Annotated in this window: 12 protein-coding genes; 4 read left to right on the top strand and 8 right to left on the bottom strand. The window is 56.1% G+C overall.

All coding sequences use genetic code 11. The features are described 5' to 3' along the window. The first annotated feature begins 213 nt into the window (after positions 1-213). Positions 214-3,039, top strand: coding sequence for a Hint domain-containing protein (locus ACSBLW_RS05590; RefSeq protein WP_435259246.1), 2,826 nt, complete (start codon positions 214-216; stop codon positions 3,037-3,039). Between the two features lie 3 nt (positions 3,040-3,042). On the opposite strand, the gene ACSBLW_RS05585 is transcribed toward ACSBLW_RS05590, so the two are convergent. Beyond that, positions 3,043-3,663 carry a nucleotidyltransferase family protein gene (locus tag ACSBLW_RS05585; RefSeq protein ID WP_435259245.1) on the bottom strand — a complete coding sequence of 207 codons (621 nt, stop codon included), beginning with the start codon at positions 3,661-3,663 and terminating at the stop codon, positions 3,043-3,045. A gap of 124 nt (positions 3,664-3,787) precedes the next feature. Here ACSBLW_RS05585 and ACSBLW_RS05580 point away from each other — a divergent pair, with 124 nt between their 5' ends. Together ACSBLW_RS05580 and ACSBLW_RS05575 are read left to right on the top strand one after the other, a co-directional pair. Beyond that, entirely contained in the window at positions 3,788-4,825 is a 1,038-nt protein-coding gene (locus ACSBLW_RS05580) for a DUF2332 domain-containing protein (protein ID WP_435259244.1), read from the top strand. 202 nt (positions 4,826-5,027) lie between these two features. Continuing rightward, positions 5,028-8,447 (top strand): indolepyruvate ferredoxin oxidoreductase family protein, encoded by a 3,420-nt coding sequence (locus ACSBLW_RS05575; protein WP_435259243.1) that lies wholly within the window; start codon positions 5,028-5,030, stop codon positions 8,445-8,447. A 50-nt stretch (positions 8,448-8,497) separates the two neighbouring features. Here ACSBLW_RS05575 and ACSBLW_RS05570 read toward each other — a convergent pair whose 3' ends face one another. Then, the gene (locus ACSBLW_RS05570; protein ID WP_435259242.1) at positions 8,498-10,912 is read right to left on the bottom strand and encodes a GcvT family protein; all 2,415 of its coding nucleotides are present in this window, start codon (positions 10,910-10,912) and stop codon (positions 8,498-8,500) included. Positions 10,913-11,108: 196 nt separating this feature from the next. Here ACSBLW_RS05570 and ACSBLW_RS05565 point away from each other — a divergent pair, with 196 nt between their 5' ends. Next, positions 11,109-13,181, top strand: coding sequence for a sensor histidine kinase (locus tag ACSBLW_RS05565; RefSeq protein WP_435259241.1), 2,073 nt, complete (start codon positions 11,109-11,111; stop codon positions 13,179-13,181). Positions 13,182-13,572: 391 nt separating this feature from the next. Here the strand turns inward: ACSBLW_RS05565 and ACSBLW_RS05560 are convergent, their stop codons facing one another. The 6 genes from ACSBLW_RS05560 to ACSBLW_RS05535 all read right to left on the bottom strand — a co-directional run bounded on the left by ACSBLW_RS05560 (position 13,573) and on the right by ACSBLW_RS05535 (position 18,850). Continuing rightward, the gene (locus ACSBLW_RS05560) at positions 13,573-14,871 is read right to left on the bottom strand and encodes a branched-chain amino acid ABC transporter permease (RefSeq protein WP_435260049.1); all 1,299 of its coding nucleotides are present in this window, start codon (positions 14,869-14,871) and stop codon (positions 13,573-13,575) included. A gap of 38 nt (positions 14,872-14,909) precedes the next feature. Further along, positions 14,910-15,920, bottom strand: a complete 1,011-nt coding sequence (locus ACSBLW_RS05555) for a branched-chain amino acid ABC transporter permease (protein ID WP_435259240.1) — start codon at positions 15,918-15,920, stop codon at positions 14,910-14,912. Positions 15,921-15,923: 3 nt separating this feature from the next. Next, the gene (locus tag ACSBLW_RS05550; protein ID WP_435259239.1) at positions 15,924-16,049 is read right to left on the bottom strand and encodes a hypothetical protein; all 126 of its coding nucleotides are present in this window, start codon (positions 16,047-16,049) and stop codon (positions 15,924-15,926) included. Further along, complete coding sequence (locus ACSBLW_RS05545; protein ID WP_435259238.1) at positions 16,046-16,756, bottom strand: ABC transporter ATP-binding protein; 711 nt, start codon at positions 16,754-16,756, stop codon at positions 16,046-16,048. Before ACSBLW_RS05545 ends, ACSBLW_RS05550 begins: the two co-directional genes overlap by 4 nt. Beyond that, positions 16,749-17,540, bottom strand: a complete 792-nt coding sequence (locus tag ACSBLW_RS05540) for an ABC transporter ATP-binding protein (RefSeq protein WP_435259237.1) — start codon at positions 17,538-17,540, stop codon at positions 16,749-16,751. The genes ACSBLW_RS05545 and ACSBLW_RS05540 overlap by 8 nt, the downstream gene beginning before the upstream one ends. A gap of 128 nt (positions 17,541-17,668) precedes the next feature. Further along, positions 17,669-18,850, bottom strand: a complete 1,182-nt coding sequence (locus ACSBLW_RS05535; protein ID WP_435259236.1) for an ABC transporter substrate-binding protein — start codon at positions 18,848-18,850, stop codon at positions 17,669-17,671. Between the last annotated feature and the right edge of the window lie 220 nt (positions 18,851-19,070).

The following is a 19,070-nucleotide window of genomic DNA, read 5'->3' as shown; positions in this document are numbered from 1 at the left end:
CTCCATCTGGTGTGATTCAGCCAAAATCGGAAGGATGGGTTGCGCGTCATGCACGTATTCAGGGCCGACACATGGTCTGACGTAAAGTCGCGCGCATGGATGATGCGCCGCGCTGTTGTGTCATGCTGTTTGCCAGTGCCTCGGCCTTATTCCCTTCGGTCTGAAGCTTCGGCTTTCAGTATGCGTGACAAGTTGACTGGGTAAGGGCGAGAAATGCCGACAACATTCAATTGGATCTACCTTGGAACCGTTACGACGGCTCTTGATCCGACCGAGGGCAATGATGTTGCCGAAAACGCCAACCTTTTCGTTGGCCAGACCTATGGGTCAACCGGCTCTCCGCTTTATAACTCGATTACGTCAGTCACAACGATCAACAATGGCGGCAACGCAACCGCCTTGGATATGAACAACAGCGTGGTGAATGATCAATTCACCACGAATATCGGAAGCGGCCCCGTCACCTATACGATGGACGCGACCGCGATCTATAATGCGACGATCACCTATGCCAACGGCACTACAGCGGTCATTACCGCCGTCGTTGTGCAATCCACAACGGGCCAGTTCTTTCTTGCGCCAGAGTTTTCGTCGAACCCGGACACAGCGGCCCAAGAGGCCATGCCAATCGTCTCGATCCGGTTGGACAGTGTCAATGGAGACACCTTCTCTGGTCTGACTTCAGACCGATTGATGACCGGTTTTGACAACGCGATCGTTGATGGCACGGCAGGGGCGGACCTGATCAATGCGTCTTATGTCGAGCCATTGGTGAGCGGCACCGATCGGATCGACAATGGCGATGGCGGCGTGGGCGTGGGTGCCAACGACGACTATGTATTGGCCCGAGACGGCAATGACACGGTTTTTTCCGGCGTTGGCAACGACACCGTCTACGGTGGGAACGGTAACGATCAGGTAAATGGTGAAGCAGGCAACGACCTGCTTTACGGTGATGCCGGCAATGACAGCCTCATTGGCGATGTCGGAAATGACAGCCTCTATGGTGGGGTAGGGCTGGATAGCCTATTTGGCGGGACTGACAATGACCTTGCGTATGGTGGGTCCGAAAATGACCTGATCTATGGTGGCGCAGGTCTTGATACGCTTTATGGCGACGATGGCGACGACACGCTTTACGGCGGGGATGGAAACGACACGCTTGTCGGCGGTATCGGCCTTGACCAACTTTTCGGCGATGCTGGCAATGACAGTCTGGTTGGCGATGCTGGCAATGACAGCCTTTATGGCGGTGTCGGCTCAGACAGCCTCTATGGTGGCGCGGACAACGATCTTTTGTCCGGTGGTTCCGACAACGACCTTCTTTATGGTGGGCTTGGCCTTGATACGCTGAATGGCGATCTGGGCAACGACACCCTGTTTGGCGAAGCGGGCAAAGATAGCCTGAATGGCGGTGATGGCGACGACTCGCTGTACGGCGGTGACGACAATGACACCTTGGTCGGAGGAATCGGTCTTGACCAACTCTTCGGCGATGCCGGTGATGACAGTCTGGTTGGCGATGCGGGCAATGACAGCCTTTATGGCGGTATCGGCCTCGATAGCCTCTATGGTGGCGCGGACAATGATCTTTTGTCCGGCGGTTCGGACAACGACCTTCTCTATGGCGGGCTCGGCCTTGATACGCTGAACGGCGATCTGGGGAACGATACCTTATACGGCGACGCGGGCAACGACAGCCTTAACGGCGGTGACGGAGACGACTCGCTTTATGGTGGAGATGACAACGATACGCTGGTGGGCGGGATCGGGTTTGACCAGCTGTATGGCGACGCGGGCAATGACAGCCTTATCGGTGACGCCGGCAATGACGGCCTTTATGGCGGTCTTGGCGACGACTCCCTGTCGGGCGACGACGGCGCAGACTGGATCGACTCGGGCGACGGTAACGATCTGATCTATGGGGGAACCGGAAATGACACCATCGCATATGGCATTGGCAACGACACGATCTATGGTGGCGATGGCAATGACCTTATCGACGACATAAGTGGCCAGCAATACACAGGTTTTGATCAGGTCTTCGGTGGAACTGGGAATGATACGATCTGGACCGGTTCTGACGCCGACACGGTCTATGGCGGCGCCGATGACGATCAGATTTCCGGAGAAGACGGCAACGATCTTCTTTTCGGCGATGACGGATTCGATACGCTTTACGGTGGCAACGGTGCCGACATTCTGGATGGCGGCGACGGACCGGATTTCATAGATGGTGGCGCCGATCAGGATACGATCATCGGCGGTTTGGGCGATACTGTCACCGGTGGTGGAACTGGCCTCGACGAAGACACGCTTGACCTGACCGCCTGGGGCAAGGCCAACACCAATATCATCTTTGATCCGAACAACCGCGAAAACGGTACGGTTGAGTTCTTGGACAGCAATGGTCTCGTCGTCGGCACCCTGACATTCACGGATATCGAGACGGTTGTGCCTTGCTTTACGCCGGGTACGCAAATCCTTACCGCGTTTGGAGCAAGACCGGTTGAGTCTTTGGAAGTAGGCGATTTGGTTCTGACACGTGACAACGGTTTGCAACCAATCCGCTGGGTTGGTCGGCGCGATCTAAGTTTTGCAGAGCTACTCTTGCGTCCATCATTGCGTCCAGTTTCCATCAAGGCTGGGGCGATGGGCAACGCATCGCCAGACCGTGACATGCTAGTCTCACCGCAACACCGCATGCTTTTCGAGGGAGCGCGGGCGGAAATGCTGTTCGGTGAACGCGAAGTCCTTATCGCCGCTGCGCATTTGGCGGGGCGTTCAGGAATTGAGCAAAAGCTGACGCATGGGGTCAGCTATATCCATGTCATGTTCGACCAGCATGAAATCATTCATTCCGACGGATGCTGGTCGGAAAGCTTTCAGCCAGGCGCAGCGGTGCTTTCTGGAATGAGAGATGCCCAGCGTGAAGAACTGATTGAATTGTTCCCTGAACTGGCCAGCAACCCAGTCAGCTATTCCGCCGCTCGCCCCTCACTGAAAAAGCATGAAGTGCGGGTGCTGATGGTGGCCTGATTGTCAGGCGCCTTTGGCGCCTGAAACCATCGCCTGTGACTTCCGCCAAATATCCCACGCCTCGGGCGTATCCAGGTCGGTAATTGCGTGATCGGTGGGAAGCGGAACCTGTCGGACAATTGTCTGATGAGCTTTCAAAACAGGTTTCGCACCGATATCGCCGGTAAGATCCTGAAGGTTAGAGCGAAGGTGGGCCGGGATGATCACTGGATGGCCCGGTATCCCGGTGGCGCTACAACCTTGAAAAATTGCAGATGGGTCTGATTTCCAAGCAGAAATCATGGTTTCAAAGTCCTGAAGGTCAATCTCTGGAAGATCTGCAAGAACAAGCAAGAGCGAAGCGCTATCCGGGGTGGCACCAACACCTGCCTTGATACTTTCGGCCATTCCGTCTCGCGCCTTTTCCGCGAAGACCCTCTGAACCGGAAGCCCAGCAATAGCGGCATTCCGAAGCGGGCGATCTGTAGGTAAGACAACTGTAACCGGGCAAGTGGTTTCCAGCGCAAAACGCGTGATCCGCGCAAGTAAGGGCTGACCGCCAACATTCTCTAAAAGCTTGTCTCTCGGGGCCATTCTGGAAGAGGCTCCGGCCGCCAAGACGATGATGTGTAGGATCTCTGACATTGGCTGGCCTCTTGCGTTGATAAGCGATGTTGGGTGAAGATATTCGCGGGAGCAAGCCTCCAACGTGTTGTTTTACTGATATTTCGGAGCAAATTGCTTTTGCGGTTTTGGTAAGAGGTGCCGTTTGGATCATAGACTCGCAGAGGCGTTTTCTTCACAGTCCAAATCCTGTGAATCCCTTGGATCGTCTTTCACAGCAGCTTTGATGCTTTTACTACCGGAAGTTCTTGCATTTGCACCGCGCCTGTTCAAACGACTCTTGGAATGGCCGGGGGACGTCAGTTCGCGCGGGGCATCGCTTCCGCTAAGGGTGGCTGGTGGTCTGCACTTTCTGGTGCGCGCGGGTAAGGTTCCCGATCTTGCCAAAGCCTATCCGCCGAACCAATCAGGCGGTCTTGAACCTGCGCTACGCCTTGCCTTGGAACGGTATGACGACTGGCTATGCGAATGGGTGAAATTGCCGCCGCAGACCAATGAAGTTGGGCGGAGCGCGGTTCTAATCGCGGCTGCAAGATGGGTCGCAACGCAGACGGCGCTTCCGTTGCGATTGTCGGAATTGGGCGCAAGCGCAGGGTTGAACCTGAATTTTGACCGCTACGCCCTTGTGCCAGACGGTTCGTCGCGGGCTCGCGATGGGGGCGTTTTGCTGCGACCGGACTGGTCTGGGCAAATGCCCCAGGAACGCAGGCTTGAGATTGTCGAGCGCCGGGGCGTCGACCTTTCACCAATGCATCCTGACTTGGATGCGGAAAGACTAATAGCCTATGTCTGGCCAGACCAACTGGACCGCCTTGAACGCGCGACGATGGCGCTTGAACTGGCCCGAGAGTTTGCTGTGCCGGTCGACAAAGGCGATGCGGCGGAGTGGCTTTCTAAACGATTGAACCCGGCGTCGGAATCTAGTTGCCACTTCGTCTTTCACACGATCGCTCACCAATATTTCCCCGTCGAAACGAAGGCAAAAATTGCGGCCGCGATGCAAAGCGCTGGCGCCTTGGCAACACCTCAAAGACCGCTGGCTTGGTTTGGGATGGAGGCCGATGCCAATCCCAACGGTGCGGCTCTAACGTTGCGCTTGTGGCCGGGTGATCAGCGGGTTTCTATGGGCCGGGCGGGGTTTCATGGTCAGTGGGTCAACTGGAAAGTGCAGCGCCTGAACTAATGGACCTTGCAGATTTGGGTGGGGATTGGCCAAGTTTGCTATGCACTGCGGGCAAACTGTAAAGCGATAACAACCGCTTGCGGGATATTCGAGCCGCTTGTCAACTTTTGCCTTTATAGGTCATAAATTATGACCTAATATCGAAAGGGGAGGCGATCAACCGTATATGAATATGGTCGATCGGCATCGAGGAGGCGCGATCATGACGAAGCAGCAGATTTCATTGGTAGATCGGTTGGACTTGACCAAGTCGCCTGTCTTGTTGAACGGGACACAGGCCTTGGTTCGTATGATGTTGATGCAAAAAGCACGGGACAGGGCTGCAGGATTGAACACGGCTGGCTATGTCAGTGGCTATCGCGGCTCACCCCTTGGGGCGGTCGATCAGCAGATGCATCGGTCGCAAAAGGTGTTGAACGCTAACGACATCACCTTTCACGAAGGGCTGAACGAAGATCTCGCGGCGACAGCGCTTTGGGGTACGCAGCAGGCAGAGTTGCGTGGGGAAGGCAAGTTCGACGGCGTCTTTGGGCTATGGTACGGCAAAGGGCCGGGCGTTGACCGTTCTGGCGACGTGATGCGTCACGCGAATATGGCGGGTTCGTCGCGCCATGGCGGTGTTCTGATGGCCATGGGAGATGACCATACCGGAGAAAGCTCGACTGTCTGTCACCAATCAGATTGGGCAATGGTTGATGCCTACATGCCCGTTCTGTCGCCTGCCGGAGTGCAGGAAATCTTGGATTTCGGGCTTTATGGCTTTGCCCTTTCACGGTTTTCGGGCCTTTGGGTTGGCTTGAAGACGATGAAAGACACCGTTGAGGTGACCTCTGTGGTCGATGGCAGGCCAGATCGAATGCATTTTGTGAAGCCTGATTTTGCAATGCCTGAAGGCGGGTTAAACATCCGCTTGAACGACCATTGGGTGCCGCAAGAGGCACGAATGATTGATTATAAGCGCTATGCAGCCGAGGCTTTTGCGCGCGCCAATGGGATAGACCGCCGTGTTTGGGGCAAGTCTGGTGCGCGGATCGGCTTTGTTGCGGCCGGCAAAAACTGGTTGGATTTGGAACATGCCCTGCGTCTTTTGAATATCGATGCGACCGGGGCAGAACGGCTGGGGATCACCACCTACAAGATCGGTCAGACCTTCCCGATGGATATGCAAGGCTTCCACGACTGGGCCGAGGGGCTGGATCTGATCGTTGTGGTCGAGGAAAAGCGTAAGTTGATCGAAGTGCAGATCAAAGAAGCGATCTTTGACGACCGCCGGGGGCGCCGGGTTTATGGCTGGTACAAGGGGGGCGCGGGAAGCATGCACCGGGACGAATTGTTCCCGACGCGCGGTGCCTTGGATCCGGTTTTGGTGGCCGAAAAGATCGGTCAGATTTTGATTGAGGAAGGGCGCGGGACCGAGGCTATTCGTGCAGGTCTTGAGGTGCTGCATCAGGCTCAGGCCGGGGATAATGCAAAGGACATTGCCAGTCGGACGCCATATTTTTGTTCGGGCTGCCCGCACAACATCTCGACGAAGCTCCCCGAAGGCAGCCGTGCCTACGCAGGAATTGGTTGCCACATCATGGCGATGTGGATGGACCGGGGCACCAGCGGTTACACGCATATGGGAGGCGAAGGCGCGAACTGGATTGGCGAAGCGCCGTTTTCTACGCGAGGGCATGTGTTCCAGAACCTTGGTGACGGGACGTACAACCATTCGGGCGTCCAGGCCATTCGCGCCGCTTTGGCGTCGGATGCGAACATAACCTACAAGATCCTTTTCAACGATGCAGTTGCCATGACGGGTGGCCAGCCCAACGAAGGAGGCCTGACCGCGCAACGCATCGCTGCTGAAGTAAAGGCGATGGGAGTTCAAAAGATTTTCGTCGTTTATGATGAAAAGGAAGGCGTCGATTTGTCGACCTTCCCATCAGGCCTGGAATTCCATGAGCGTGCTGAACTGGGGCAGGTCCAAGACGCCTGCACCAAGGTGCCGGGCGTCTCGGTGTTGCTATACATCCAGACCTGTGCCGCCGAGAAACGCCGGCGCCGCAAGCGTGGACAATTTCCGGACCCGGACAAGCGTGTGTTTATCAACACCGATATTTGCGAAGGGTGCGGTGATTGTGGAGTGCAATCGAACTGTGTGTCCATCGTGCCGGTGGAAACTGAACTCGGTCGCAAGCGGGCCATTGATCAGTCAAGCTGCAACAAGGATTTCTCTTGTGTGAATGGGTTTTGCCCGTCTTTCGTGACGGTCGAGGGGGCAAAGCTGCGAAAGTCTGCGACGGCGGTTTTGGATTTACCTGATCTCCCAATGCCCGAACTTCCCGCAATCGACGGGACATGGAATGTGGTTATCACCGGGGTTGGCGGCACAGGCGTCGTGACCCTTGGGGCTGTTATGGCGCAAGCGGCGCAGCTTGATGGCAAGGGGGCAGGGATGATGGAAATGGCCGGCCTTGCCCAGAAAGGCGGCGCAGTTCACATCCATTGCCGTTTGGCCAACCGCCCAGAGGATATTACGGCCGTGCGCGTGGCCACCGGCGAATGTGATGCGTTGATTGGGGGCGATCTGGTTGTCAGCGCTGGGGCCAAGACGTTGGGGCTGACACGTCCGGGCAGAACCGGGGCCGTGGTCAATAACCATGAGATCATCACTGGCGATTTCACCCGCAACACAGAGTTCTTTCTGCCGACAGATCGCCTGACATTGGCGTTGGAAGCGCGCTTGAAAGACAAGCTCGCGCTTTTCGATGCCTCTGAACTGGCGCGGGTGACTATGAGCGATTCCATCTATTCCAACATGATGATCTTTGGTGGAGCGTGGCAGCAGGGATTGGTTCCGCTTACCCTAGACTCCATTCGAGAGGCGATCCGTCTGAATGGAGCGGCAGTTGACGCGAACTTGCGCGCTTTTGACATTGGTCGATGGGCCATTGTTCATCCTGAACTGGCGTTGGCCATGACCAAGGGAAGCCAGAAATCAGAAGATGGCGTAAAAATCGACCCGATCGCGTATCGGGCAGAACAGTTGGTTACCTTTCAAGGGCCCGCCTTGGCCGAGCGGTATTTGAAACTGGTCAACCGGGTCGAGAATCCAAAGCTCCGTCTGGCAGTAGCCAAGGGCTATCACAAGCTTTTGGCCTATAAGGATGAATACGAAGTTGCCCGGATGATCCTAGAGACGCGAAGCAAGGCCGAAGGCACCTTCGACGGCGAGTTTGAAATGACCTTTCATCTGGCCCCGCCGTTGTTATCTAAGAAAGGTTCGAATGGGCGTCCGGTAAAGCGGGCGTTTTCGGAAAAGTTTCTACCTATGTTCCGTCTTTTGGCGCGATTGAAGGGTTTGCGCGGCACGGCCTTTGATCCTTTTGGAAGAACCGCTGAGCGCCGAATGGAACGTGCCCTTATCGCGGAATATGAAAAGGACATGGATGAAGTTCTGAGCTTGATGTCGGTCGAGAAAATTGACCTAGCCATTGAGTTGGCAGAGTTGCCGCTTTCGATCCGCGGTTTTGGGCCAGTGAAAGAAGCCAATCAGGCAAAGGCTGCCAAACGCAGAGAAGTTCTATTGGCGGCGCTGCGGTCTGGCGGAAGCCCGGCTGCGATTGCGGCAGAATAGATACGGGGGGCTGACAGCCCCCCGTCGATACCTTCAAGCGCATGAACGGCTTAGTCTCGCATACGACCGCCATCATCCCAAAGTGGGGCAAGGTGAACCGTGGCCTTGCGGCGCTCGCCAAGGATTTCAATCTCGCATGAGAGCCCATCCTTCACTTGGTCTGCTGGCAGGAAACCCATTGCGGCAGATTTTCCGGTCCAATGGCTAAAGCCGCCCGAGGTGCAATAGCCTACGACGGCGCCGTCCAGCCAGATTGGCTCCCACGCGACAACATCGGCATCTCCAGCCTCAACCACAAAGGACACAAGCCGGCGGGATGGTCCCGTACTACGTTCAGCCTCTGCCGCAGCTTTGCCGATGAAGTCCTTGTTCCATCTTATGAATTTGTCGAGCCCAGTTTCCGCAGGGGTATAGTCGGGGCTAAATTCGCGGCCCCAGCTGCCGAACCATTTATCAAGGCGCAAGGACATCATCGCCCGCATGCCGAAGGGGCGGATTCCAAGGTCGACACCGTGTTTCATCAGAACGTCCCAAAGGTGACGGACCGACATCTGGTCGCAGAAGATTTCAAAGCCAAGGTCGGCTGTGTAACTGACACGTTGGACGAGGCAATTGGCCATCCCGACGGTCAGGCGCTTTACGTCCATGAAGCGGAAAGCCTCGGCCGAGACATCGGCGCGGGTGACACGAGACAGAAGTTCCCGTGCCTTGGGGCCAGCAATGGTAAAGCCCGAACGGCTGTCAGAGATATTCTCGACCGTGACATCCGAAGCAGCATTCTGTTCAAACCAGCGGCCATGCCAACCTTGTGCGCCATAGCTGGCGGTCAGCATGAATTCGGTTTCCGACAGACAAGAGACGGTGAAATCACCGATGATCTTGCCGGAATGGGCGAGCATCGGGGTCAGTGATAGACGGCCCGGTTTCGGAATGGCCCCTGCCATGATCTTGTTCAGCCAGTCGCGCGCACCGATCCCGGTAACGCGATATTTGCCAAAGTTCTGAAGTTCGTTAATGCCGACACCATTGCGCAAGGCGTGAACCTCTTGGCGCGTCGCTTCCCAAGCGTTCGATCGTTTGAAGCTGGGCGTTTCATAGCGTGGCTCGCCCGGTAGCGCGAAGTAATTGACCACTTCCAGCCCGTATTGCTGGCCCCAGACAGCATTCATCTTGTCGAAAACTTCGTACATTGGCGTCGTGCGGAAGGGGCGTGCGGCGGGGCGTTCCTCGTTCGGATAGCTGACCGAGAAGCGCATCTGGTAGTTCTCAATCACCTTGGGAACGGTGTAGCCGGGCGAAGTCCAGTTGCCAAAACGGCTAACGTCAAAGCCGCGCGGGTCGCGTTCAACTTCGCCCTCGATCATCCATTGGGCAAGCGCCAAGCCCATGCCGCCGCCTTGGCTGAAGCCCGCCATCACGGCGCAGGCGGACCAATAATTGCGCAGCCCGGGAACGGGACCGATTAGGGGGTTGCCGTCTGGGGCAAAGGTGAAGGGGCCGTGGATCACGCGCTTGACGCCTGTGCGTTCCAGCACAGGGAAGCGGCGATAGGCGAAGTTGACTGAATCCTCGATCTTGTCGAACTGCTCGTTCAATAACTCGTGCCCAAAGTTCCAAGGCGTTGTATCCACCGACCAAGGTTCGCAGGGCTTTTCATAGAATCCGATGCACAGGCCGCGACCTTCTTGCCGCAGATAGCTTTCGCCGCCCGGATCCATCACATGCGGGAATTCCCGTCCAGATTTCAGGAAATCCATGATCTCGGGAATGTCGTCGGTGACAAGATACTGGTGCGCCATTGGCAAGAGCGGCAGATAGACACCGGCCATTGCACCCACCTCGCGTGCCCAGAGGCCGCCAGCATTTACCAAATGTTCGCAGTAAACGGTGCCTTTTTCGGTGACGACTTCCCAGCCCTCGGCTGTGGGGTTTGTTTCCAGGACGCGGTTATGAAGAACGATTTCCGCGCCGCCCATGCGCGCCGCTTTGGCATAGGCATGGGTGGTGCCCGAAGGGTCGAGGTGGCCATCAAGCGGATCGTACAGCGCGCCAATGATCCCGTTAAGATTGACCATGCCATCGGTTAGCTTGTTGATTTCCTCTGGCCCGATGATTTCGGTATCAAGGCCCATATAGCGGTGCTTGGCACGTTCGGCCTTTAGCATTTCGAACCGCGCCTGATTGTCGGCCAAAGTAATGCCGCCAACGTGATGCAATCCGCAGGACATGCCAGTGATCGCCTCAAGTTCTTTGTAAAGCCGGATTGTATAGCCTTGCAGCGCCGCCATATTGGTGTCGCCGTTCAGGGTGTGAAATCCCCCCGCCGCGTGCCAGGTCGAGCCAGAGGTCAATTCGCTGCGCTCGATCAGCATCACGTCCGACCAACCCAGTTTGGTCAAGTGATACAGAACCGAACAGCCGACGACACCGCCACCAATAACGACCACGCGTGTATGGGTTTTCATAAGACTATTCCTTTTTCGATCTGAAGGTACAGTTGCCCTGTCCCGCGGCAACGGCATGTCACCTTGCGACAAAAAATGTCGCTTATGTGGGTTGGTCTGGTCTAGCTAGAGGCCGATCCTATTCAGACGTATAAGTTCAATGGTTTGCAGTATCTGATATCGTCTGAACAAATATCGAAACCGGAATATTGCAGACATGTTCGTAGACGATCGCCGTCCTTCAGCTTCATTCAGCCTGCGCACATGGTTCTGGCGGTCTTATGTGGGCGCTGCCCTCGTGCCAATTTTGCTGATCGAACTGACCTTTCTTGGCATCTATTGGGGAACGGGCGAATTCGTTTTTGATCGAGGGGCAGAGGCCGTAACGACGATTTCAAAGAATGCGTTGACCGATGCGACGATGCGAGAAGCAGAAACGATTTCGGCAAGATTGCAGACCGTCTCTGCCATGACCAAGCTTTATGCAGGCGAGACTGGACGTGCGTTAAGCACACCGGCGGTTGTGAGTGCGGAAGAAAAGGCGCGGCATGCCTATTCTCCGGATGGCGTGTTCTACTCAACAGTCGACAATGGAGGGTCCGCCGTTTTCTACAGCGGTTTCATGCCTGTGGGTCCGGAAGAGCAGGAAAAGGTGTGGCGCACTGTCAGCCTCGATCCCTTGATGAAACAAATCGTCGGGTCCGAGCCACTGATAACTCAAGTCTATCTGAATACATGGGACAGTCTGAACCGGATTTATCCGTACTTCGACGTGCTGGAAATCTATGCCCCCAAAATGGATATCCCCAGCTATAACTTTTACTACGAAGCTGATGTCGAACATAACCCTTCTGGCAAGGTCGTCTGGACGGATGCCTATATTGATCCGGCGGGATCTGGTTGGATGGTCTCGGCCATTGCGCCTGTGATGGGGGCCGAGCGCCTTGAAGCGGTGGTTGGGATTGACGTCACAGTTCGCTCGATCGTCGAACAGGTGCTTAATTTCAACTTTGGTCCTGACAGTTACGCCATGCTGGTTGGACGTGATGGTACTTTGCTGGCGCTTCCTCCGGCTGGCGAAGTTGATCTGAATGTTTCGGAGTTGCTGGAACACCAGTACAGCGAGGCTATTCTGCAAGACACATTCAAACCGTCAGAGTTCAACCTGTTCCGACGGAAGGATCTGGGGCCGCTTGCGCTTGCCATGCAGGGTGCTGATGCTGGATCCATTGAGCTTAATCTGGGCCGGCCCGTCATCGCCTCTTGGTCGACAGTTGTCGGTACAGATTGGAAACTGATTGGCGTGGCAGGGGTTGATAGTCTTCTGGCAAATACCGTCGCCCTTCGCAGCACATTGGGTACCATCACCCAACTCATGACGGTTGTTCTGATTGTTTTCTACGGGGTCTATTTTCTGCTCCTCTGGATGCGGTCAGAGAAGATGAGCGCAATTGTTGCCAAACCACTCGCAGACCTGGAAGAGGAGATGGCGCGCACAGTCAAAGGGGACGATACGGTGCGCTCTGCGCCTTCGCCTGTTCTTGAGATCGAGCGTGCGCGTAAACATCTTATCGGCATGGCTGAAAAGCTTGCATCGGTCAGCAGAAGTAAATCTGCGTTTATTTCAGCCATGAGCCATGAACTGCGGACACCTCTGACGTCCATTTTCGGCCACACCGACTTGTTGCTGCTTTCCGAAGGCAAACCTTTGGACACTGAGCGCATGGGACATGTGAACGGTATCGCCCGCGCAGGAAACGACCTCTTGTCTCTTATTGATGGCGTTCTGGAGCTAAGCCTTGTCGATCAGGATCAAATCGAAGCCCGAACGAAAACGGTTTCAATCCGAAGTGTCGCCGAAGACGTCATAGCCGCGGCGCGGCCAGATGCGGAGCGGCTAGGACTGACGCTGAATGAAGAACATGGTGCGACCTTGCCAAATGTGACAACCGACCCAAAGTTGGTGCGGCGCATTCTGGAGCAGCTGGTGTCAAACGCGCTGAAGTACAATCGACCCGGCGGAACTGTGACAGTTCGATGCCTGCAAGATCGTCTGGCTTTCGTGACTGTAGAAATCGAAGACACGGGCGAGGGGATAGCCGAGACCATGCGTGACCGGGTGTTCGAACCCTTTGAACGTTTGGGGCATGAAAACAGCACAAAGCTGGGCGCAGGGATCGGATTGACCGTGGCGAGACGTCTTGCGGCCCTGATCGGCTGTGAACTTGATTTTGTATCGACACCGGGCGTGGGAACCACCTTTCGTCTGCAAATTCCAGCTGCAGCCTAACCGATAGACCGATAGTGACGGGTAATTTCACACGGCGCTATCGGTACCGCTGAGTCAAAGGCGCTGTGAACGATATGTCATCTCTTCTGCGGCCATCGCATCGGCATGCTGGCAACGTCGACATCCGATAATTGAGAGGAGCGGACGGTTGCGGTGGCGCGGCACCACCCGTATTGGCTGTACGCTCTGCCCGGTGGCATGAACGGCTGTGGATCTTGGCCATTGATGCTAAACTATCATTCAAATGGCAAAGGAGCCATTCCTGCGACCGGTAGCGCCGCAGTGACCTTTGTTATGCAAAGCATTCTTTCCCCTTCGAATATCGGATGTTACAGCCTCAGCGATAGGGAAAGAGCAGGTTTTATCGGCCAATATGTTTAACGCGAACGCGTTATTTTTCAGGCATAAGCCCCTTAGGCGAGAAGCGCAGAACCAAAAGCAGAACCACACCCATAGTCAGAAGGCGCATATGTGCAGCGCTTTCGAGCAGATGGCTTTTCAGCCAGCCATCACCCATGGGCGTGGTAATTGTCTGCATGAGCCAAAGGCCCATCGGCTCGACCATGACCCAAAGCCACCAGATCAGGAAGCCGCCCAGCATCGAGCCCCAGTTGTTGCCCGATCCACCGACGATCACCATCACCCAGATCAGGAAGGTAAAGCGCAAAGGGTTGTAAGTTCCGGGGGTCAATTGGCTGTCCAGCGTCGTCATCATTGCACCAGCCATCCCGATCACGGCAGAGCCGATGATGAAGATATGCAGGTGGCGGCGCGTCACATCTTTGCCCATGGCTTCCGCAGCGACCTCGTTGTCACGAATGGCGCGCATCATACGGCCCCAAGGCGATTTCAGAGCGGTTTCGGACAGCCAGATGACGCCCAGCAGAACAATGGAAAACAAAGCGCAATAGATCAGCTTGACTATGATCGACGAAGCCGTTGCAGGGTCAAAACCCCAATTTGCTGCCCAGTTCAGAAAGCCTGCCTGTTGCTGAAGATTGACTTCATAGGGCACGACCAGCGGACGGGGAAGCTGGATCACGTTCTTCACGCCGCGTGCCAACCAGTCTTCGTTCTTTAGCACCGCGATGATGATTTCTGCGATCCCAAGCGTGGCAATGGCCAGATAGTCTGACCGCAAGCCAAGAGCGGTCTTGCCAATGGCCCATGCCGCTGCGGCTGCTAGCAATCCGCCAGCAGGCCATGACAAGAGCACCGGCAGACCAAAGCCGCCAAGATTGCCTGCCGTGGCCGGGTTGTTTGATTCAACTGCGGCAACGGCCGGGTCGAATACGGCGCGGAAGATGAACAGTCCAACGATCAGAACCGCAGCAGTGCCAACCGTGCGGGTGCGGCCTTTCGGCAGACGTTTGTAGGCAAAGATCGCGGCAACAATCGACAGGGCGCCGATCACAAGTCCAAGCAGGATGCCGGGGCCGCCCAAGGCCCAAGCGCCGGGAACCGGATCTGCCGAGACCAGCACGACGGCAAGGCCGCCTAGTGCGGTGAAGCCCATTGTCCCTGTGGAGAAGAGACCAGCATAGCCCCATTGCATGTTCACGCCCAAGGCCATGATTGATGAGATCAAGGCCATGTTCAGAATGGCAAGGGTCAGGTTCCAGCTTTGAAAGATGCCCGTCAGAATGAAAAGCAGGGCAACGGCCGCAAAAAGCAGCAGGTTCTTTGACATGCTGTTCGCCGTCGTTTGGGCTGTCATCTGTGCGCCGCTCATACCGATTTCCCCTTGAACAGACCCGTCGGCATGAACAGAAGCACGATGATCAGGATCGCGAAGCTGACGGCGAATTTATAGTCTGTAGACATGAGTTGCAGGAGTCCTTCGGGGGCAATATCTGCCGAAACAAGGTATCCCACGACCTTTTTCCAGGCATAGGTCACTGTCACCTCGGAAAAAGCGATGACAAAACCGCCAGCGATGGCGCCCAACGGGTTGCCAAGGCCACCGACGATGGCTGCGGCGAAGATTGGCAGCAATAGCTGGAAATAGGTGAAGGCTTTGAACGACTTATCCAGCCCGTAGAGCGTACCAGCTGTCGTGGCCAAGGCTGCGGCGATGATCCAGGTCACGGCCACGACACGATCGGGGTTGATGCCAGACAGCAGGGCAAGATCCTCGTTATCAGCAAAAGCGCGCATGGATTTCCCGGTGCGGGTCTTTTGCAAGAACCAGAAGAGAGCGGTCACTGCGATGATCGCCACCCCAACCGTCACGCCCTGGGTTGCCTTGATGGCAAGACCTTCTTGCAGGCCGGTCATCGCTTTGAAGTCACCCGCCGTGATAATGAACCTGCCACCATCCGCAAAGTTGATGTCCTGCACACCGATGATGAAACGTGTGACGCCGTTCATGATGAACATCACACCCAAGGACACGATCACCAAGATCACCGGTGCCGCCTTAACCCGCCGATAGTACTGATAGACGACTTTGTCGGTCGCCAGCAAAAGCAAAGAAGTGACCGCGATTCCAAAGGGCAGGGCCAGCAACGCCGTCGGCAAAACACCAAAGGTGATGCCCATCGACTGGAACCACCATGTGAACAGGATCACGACCATGGTTCCAAACGCCATGGTATCCCCATGGGCAAAGTTCGAAAACCGCAAGATGCCGTAGATCAGGGTTGCCCCCAAAGCTCCAAGCGCAAGCTGGGCGCCATAGGCAAGTCCCGGCACGAAAACGAAATTCAAGAAGGCCACAAGGGCGTTCAGGATATCCATGCGTCAGCCTCCGTGGTGGCTGTGAAAGGGAAGCGGGCCGCCAAAGGCCGTGCTGGCCGTGATGATGACAACGGCAAGAACGATGAAGACCGAGGCGTAAAGGACAAAGCTTCTGTTTTCATCCCTCATCCCCCCAAGAAACTCCGGCGAACTTCTGGATCCGCCAAGAGTGCCTTTCCGGTATCTGTGAATCGGTTCGCACCTTGCACCAAAACATAACCGCGATCCGCGATTTCAAGAGCTTGGCGCGCGTTCTGCTCCACCATTAGGATGGAAATCCCCGTCCGGGCCACCTCGATGATCCGGTCGAAAAGTTCATCCATCACGATCGGTGAGACGCCTGCGGTCGGTTCATCCAGCATAAGGACCGAAGGCTTGGTCATCAGGGCGCGGCCAACGGCGACCTGCTGGCGCTGTCCACCAGACAGTTCCCCGGCCGCCTGATGGCGCTTTTCCTTTAGGATCGGGAACAGGTGATAAACCTGCTCCATCGTGTCCGCAATGTCGTCACGCCGCAGGAAAGCCCCCATCTCGAGGTTTTCCTGAACAGACATCGACGTGAAAATGTTATGGGTCTGCGGGACGAAAGCCATCCCCTTTGCCACACGCGCTTGCGGCGTCAATGAGGTGATGTTTTCGCCGTTCAGCCGAACTGCCCCCTTGCGGACATTCAACATGCCAAACACAGCCTTCATGGCAGTCGATTTGCCGGCGCCGTTCGGCCCAACGATTACGGCAATTTGGCCCTTATCCACGGCAATGGTGCAATCGTGAAGGATATCCGCGCCGCCGTAGCCGCCCGTCATGGCATCCCCGATCAGAAACGGCTCAGCCATGGGCGTGCTCCTCTTTCACCTTGTTCTTCAGGCCCGTGCCCAGATAAGCCTCGATGACACGCTCATCGTTCTTGACCTCGTCCACGGTTCCTTCGGCCAGAACCTTGCCTTCGGCCATACAGATCACAGGGTTGCAGAGGCGGGCGATGAAATCCATGTCGTGCTCGATGACACAGAAGGTATACCCACGCTCTTCGTTCAACCGCACGATGGCGTCACCGATGGTGTTCAACAGGGTGCGGTTTACACCAGCGCCGACCTCGTCCAGAAACACGATCTTGGCGTCAACCATCATGGTGCGCCCCAATTCCAAAAGCTTTTTCTGACCGCCTGAAATCTGGCTGGCCTTTTGATCGGCCAAATGGTCAATGGTCAGAAATTTCAGCACGTCATGTGCTTTTTCACGGATGCGCTCTTCTTCGGCCTTCACCGCCTTACGGCTAAACCACGCATTCCATAGCGTTTCACCCATTTGTCCGGCTGGAACCATCATCAGGTTTTCAAGACAGGACATGGAGCCGAATTCATGGGCGATCTGGAACGTCCGCAGCAGGCCTTTGTGAAACAGCTCATGCGGGGGCAGGCCGGTGATGTCTTCCCCATCCATGCGAACCGTGCCGCTGGTTGGCTTCAATCGTCCTGCGATCACGTTGAACAATGTGGTCTTGCCAGCCCCATTCGGACCGATCAACCCCGTGATCGACCCGGTGGCGATCTTTAACGATGCACCGTCAACGGCACGAAATCCGCCAAAATGACGGTGGAGGTCAATAACCTCGATCATGCAAGCGTCCCCTGTTTGCCTTACCCCTGTTGCGGATGGGTTCTCCCATCTCGGGCGGCGCGGCTTATGGATATAACTACGGCCCGGGTCAACACCCGGGCCGCATTTTTTGCCGTTTCAGATCCGGATCAACGGAAGGTCACGGTTTCGTACTTGCCGCCCTTCAGCTCGAACTGGCGATAACGGCCAGCCGATTCACCCGGTCCGATCAGTTCGACAGCCGAAGCACCTTCATAGTCGATGTCCTGACCAGCAGCGATCAGTTCCAAAGCCTTGGCCAGTTCGCCCGGCTGGATCTTTTCGCCCGGTGCGTTGGCAACATCCAGAACCTTGTCCTTGTAGACCTTTGGGTCGGTGGTGCCAGCGGCAGCCATAGCCAGCATGATCAGCGCAGCAGCGTCATAGCTTTCCATGGTGTAGGGGGTCTCGGCGTTAAAGCCCTTGGCCTTGCCGATCTCGATCATGGTCGCAGCGCCAGCCGAGTCAGACTGAGCGACCTGACCGTAGGAGCCATCAAGGGCCGGACCGATAGCTGCTGGCAGGTTGTCGCCCACCATGCCGCCCGGCAGACCGAAGGTTGAGAAGGCGCCGGTATCGAGCGAAGCCTGAATGATGCCCTTGCCGCCCTGATCCAGGTAACCAGCAACCACAAGCAGGTCACCACCAGCAGCAGCCAAAGCTGCGACTTCTGCCGAATAGTCAGCCTTGCCGTCTTCGTGGCTTGCGTTGATCGTCACAACGCCGCCCTTAGCGGTGAACGAGTTGGCAATCGCTTCGGCCAGACCCTTGCCGTAGTCGTTGTTCGTATAGGTCAGAGCGATCGACTTCACACCCTTTTCCATCAGAATGTCAGCCATGACTTCGCCTTCGCGAGCGTCCGAAGGCGATGTGCGGAAGAACAGGCCGTCATCTTCGGCAGTGGTCAGCGCGGGCGAGGTGGCCGAGGGCGAGATCATGACGATGCCATTCGGACGAGCCACGTTCTGCAGAACAGCGCCAGTCACGCCCGAGCAGTCGCCGCCGATGATGCCTTTGACGCCATCTGCAGTCACCAGACGTTCAGCAGCAGCGGTCGCAGCGGCCGAGTCGATACAGGTCGAGTCAGCGCGAACCGAAACGACGGTGCCAAGCGAGAACTTGCCAGAGTCGTTGACTTCGGTCATCGCCAGTTCGGCGCCAGCAGCCATGTCAGAGGTCAGCGATTCAATCGGGCCGGTGAAGCCGATCAGAATGCCAAGTTTGACGTCTTCTGCAGAAGCAGCACCCGCGAACAGGGCGGTTGCGGCCGAAGCCAGCAGCAGTTTTTTCATTGGTTGTCTCCCATATTGGATCTTTGTCCTGAGCCGAACGTTAGAGTGGCTTCTTACAAAAGAAAAGCCCTCTTATGTCGGCATGGTGTCGACTTTATGGCGGGCAGATGGATGTTTTGCAGGGCCGTTGACGGTTAAGCCGACTTTTCAGCCTCCAACGAACTGTTTCGACTCTGTCGGTCAGCTTCGCGTGCGTCTTCACGATTCTCTGTTCGAAAAT

Source organism: Thioclava sp. FR2, from assembly GCF_051200875.1.
Lineage (GTDB): Bacteria > Pseudomonadota > Alphaproteobacteria > Rhodobacterales > Rhodobacteraceae > Pseudotabrizicola.
Note: the sequence above shows the minus strand (reverse complement) of the source record. Positions and strands in the feature narration are given on the sequence as shown.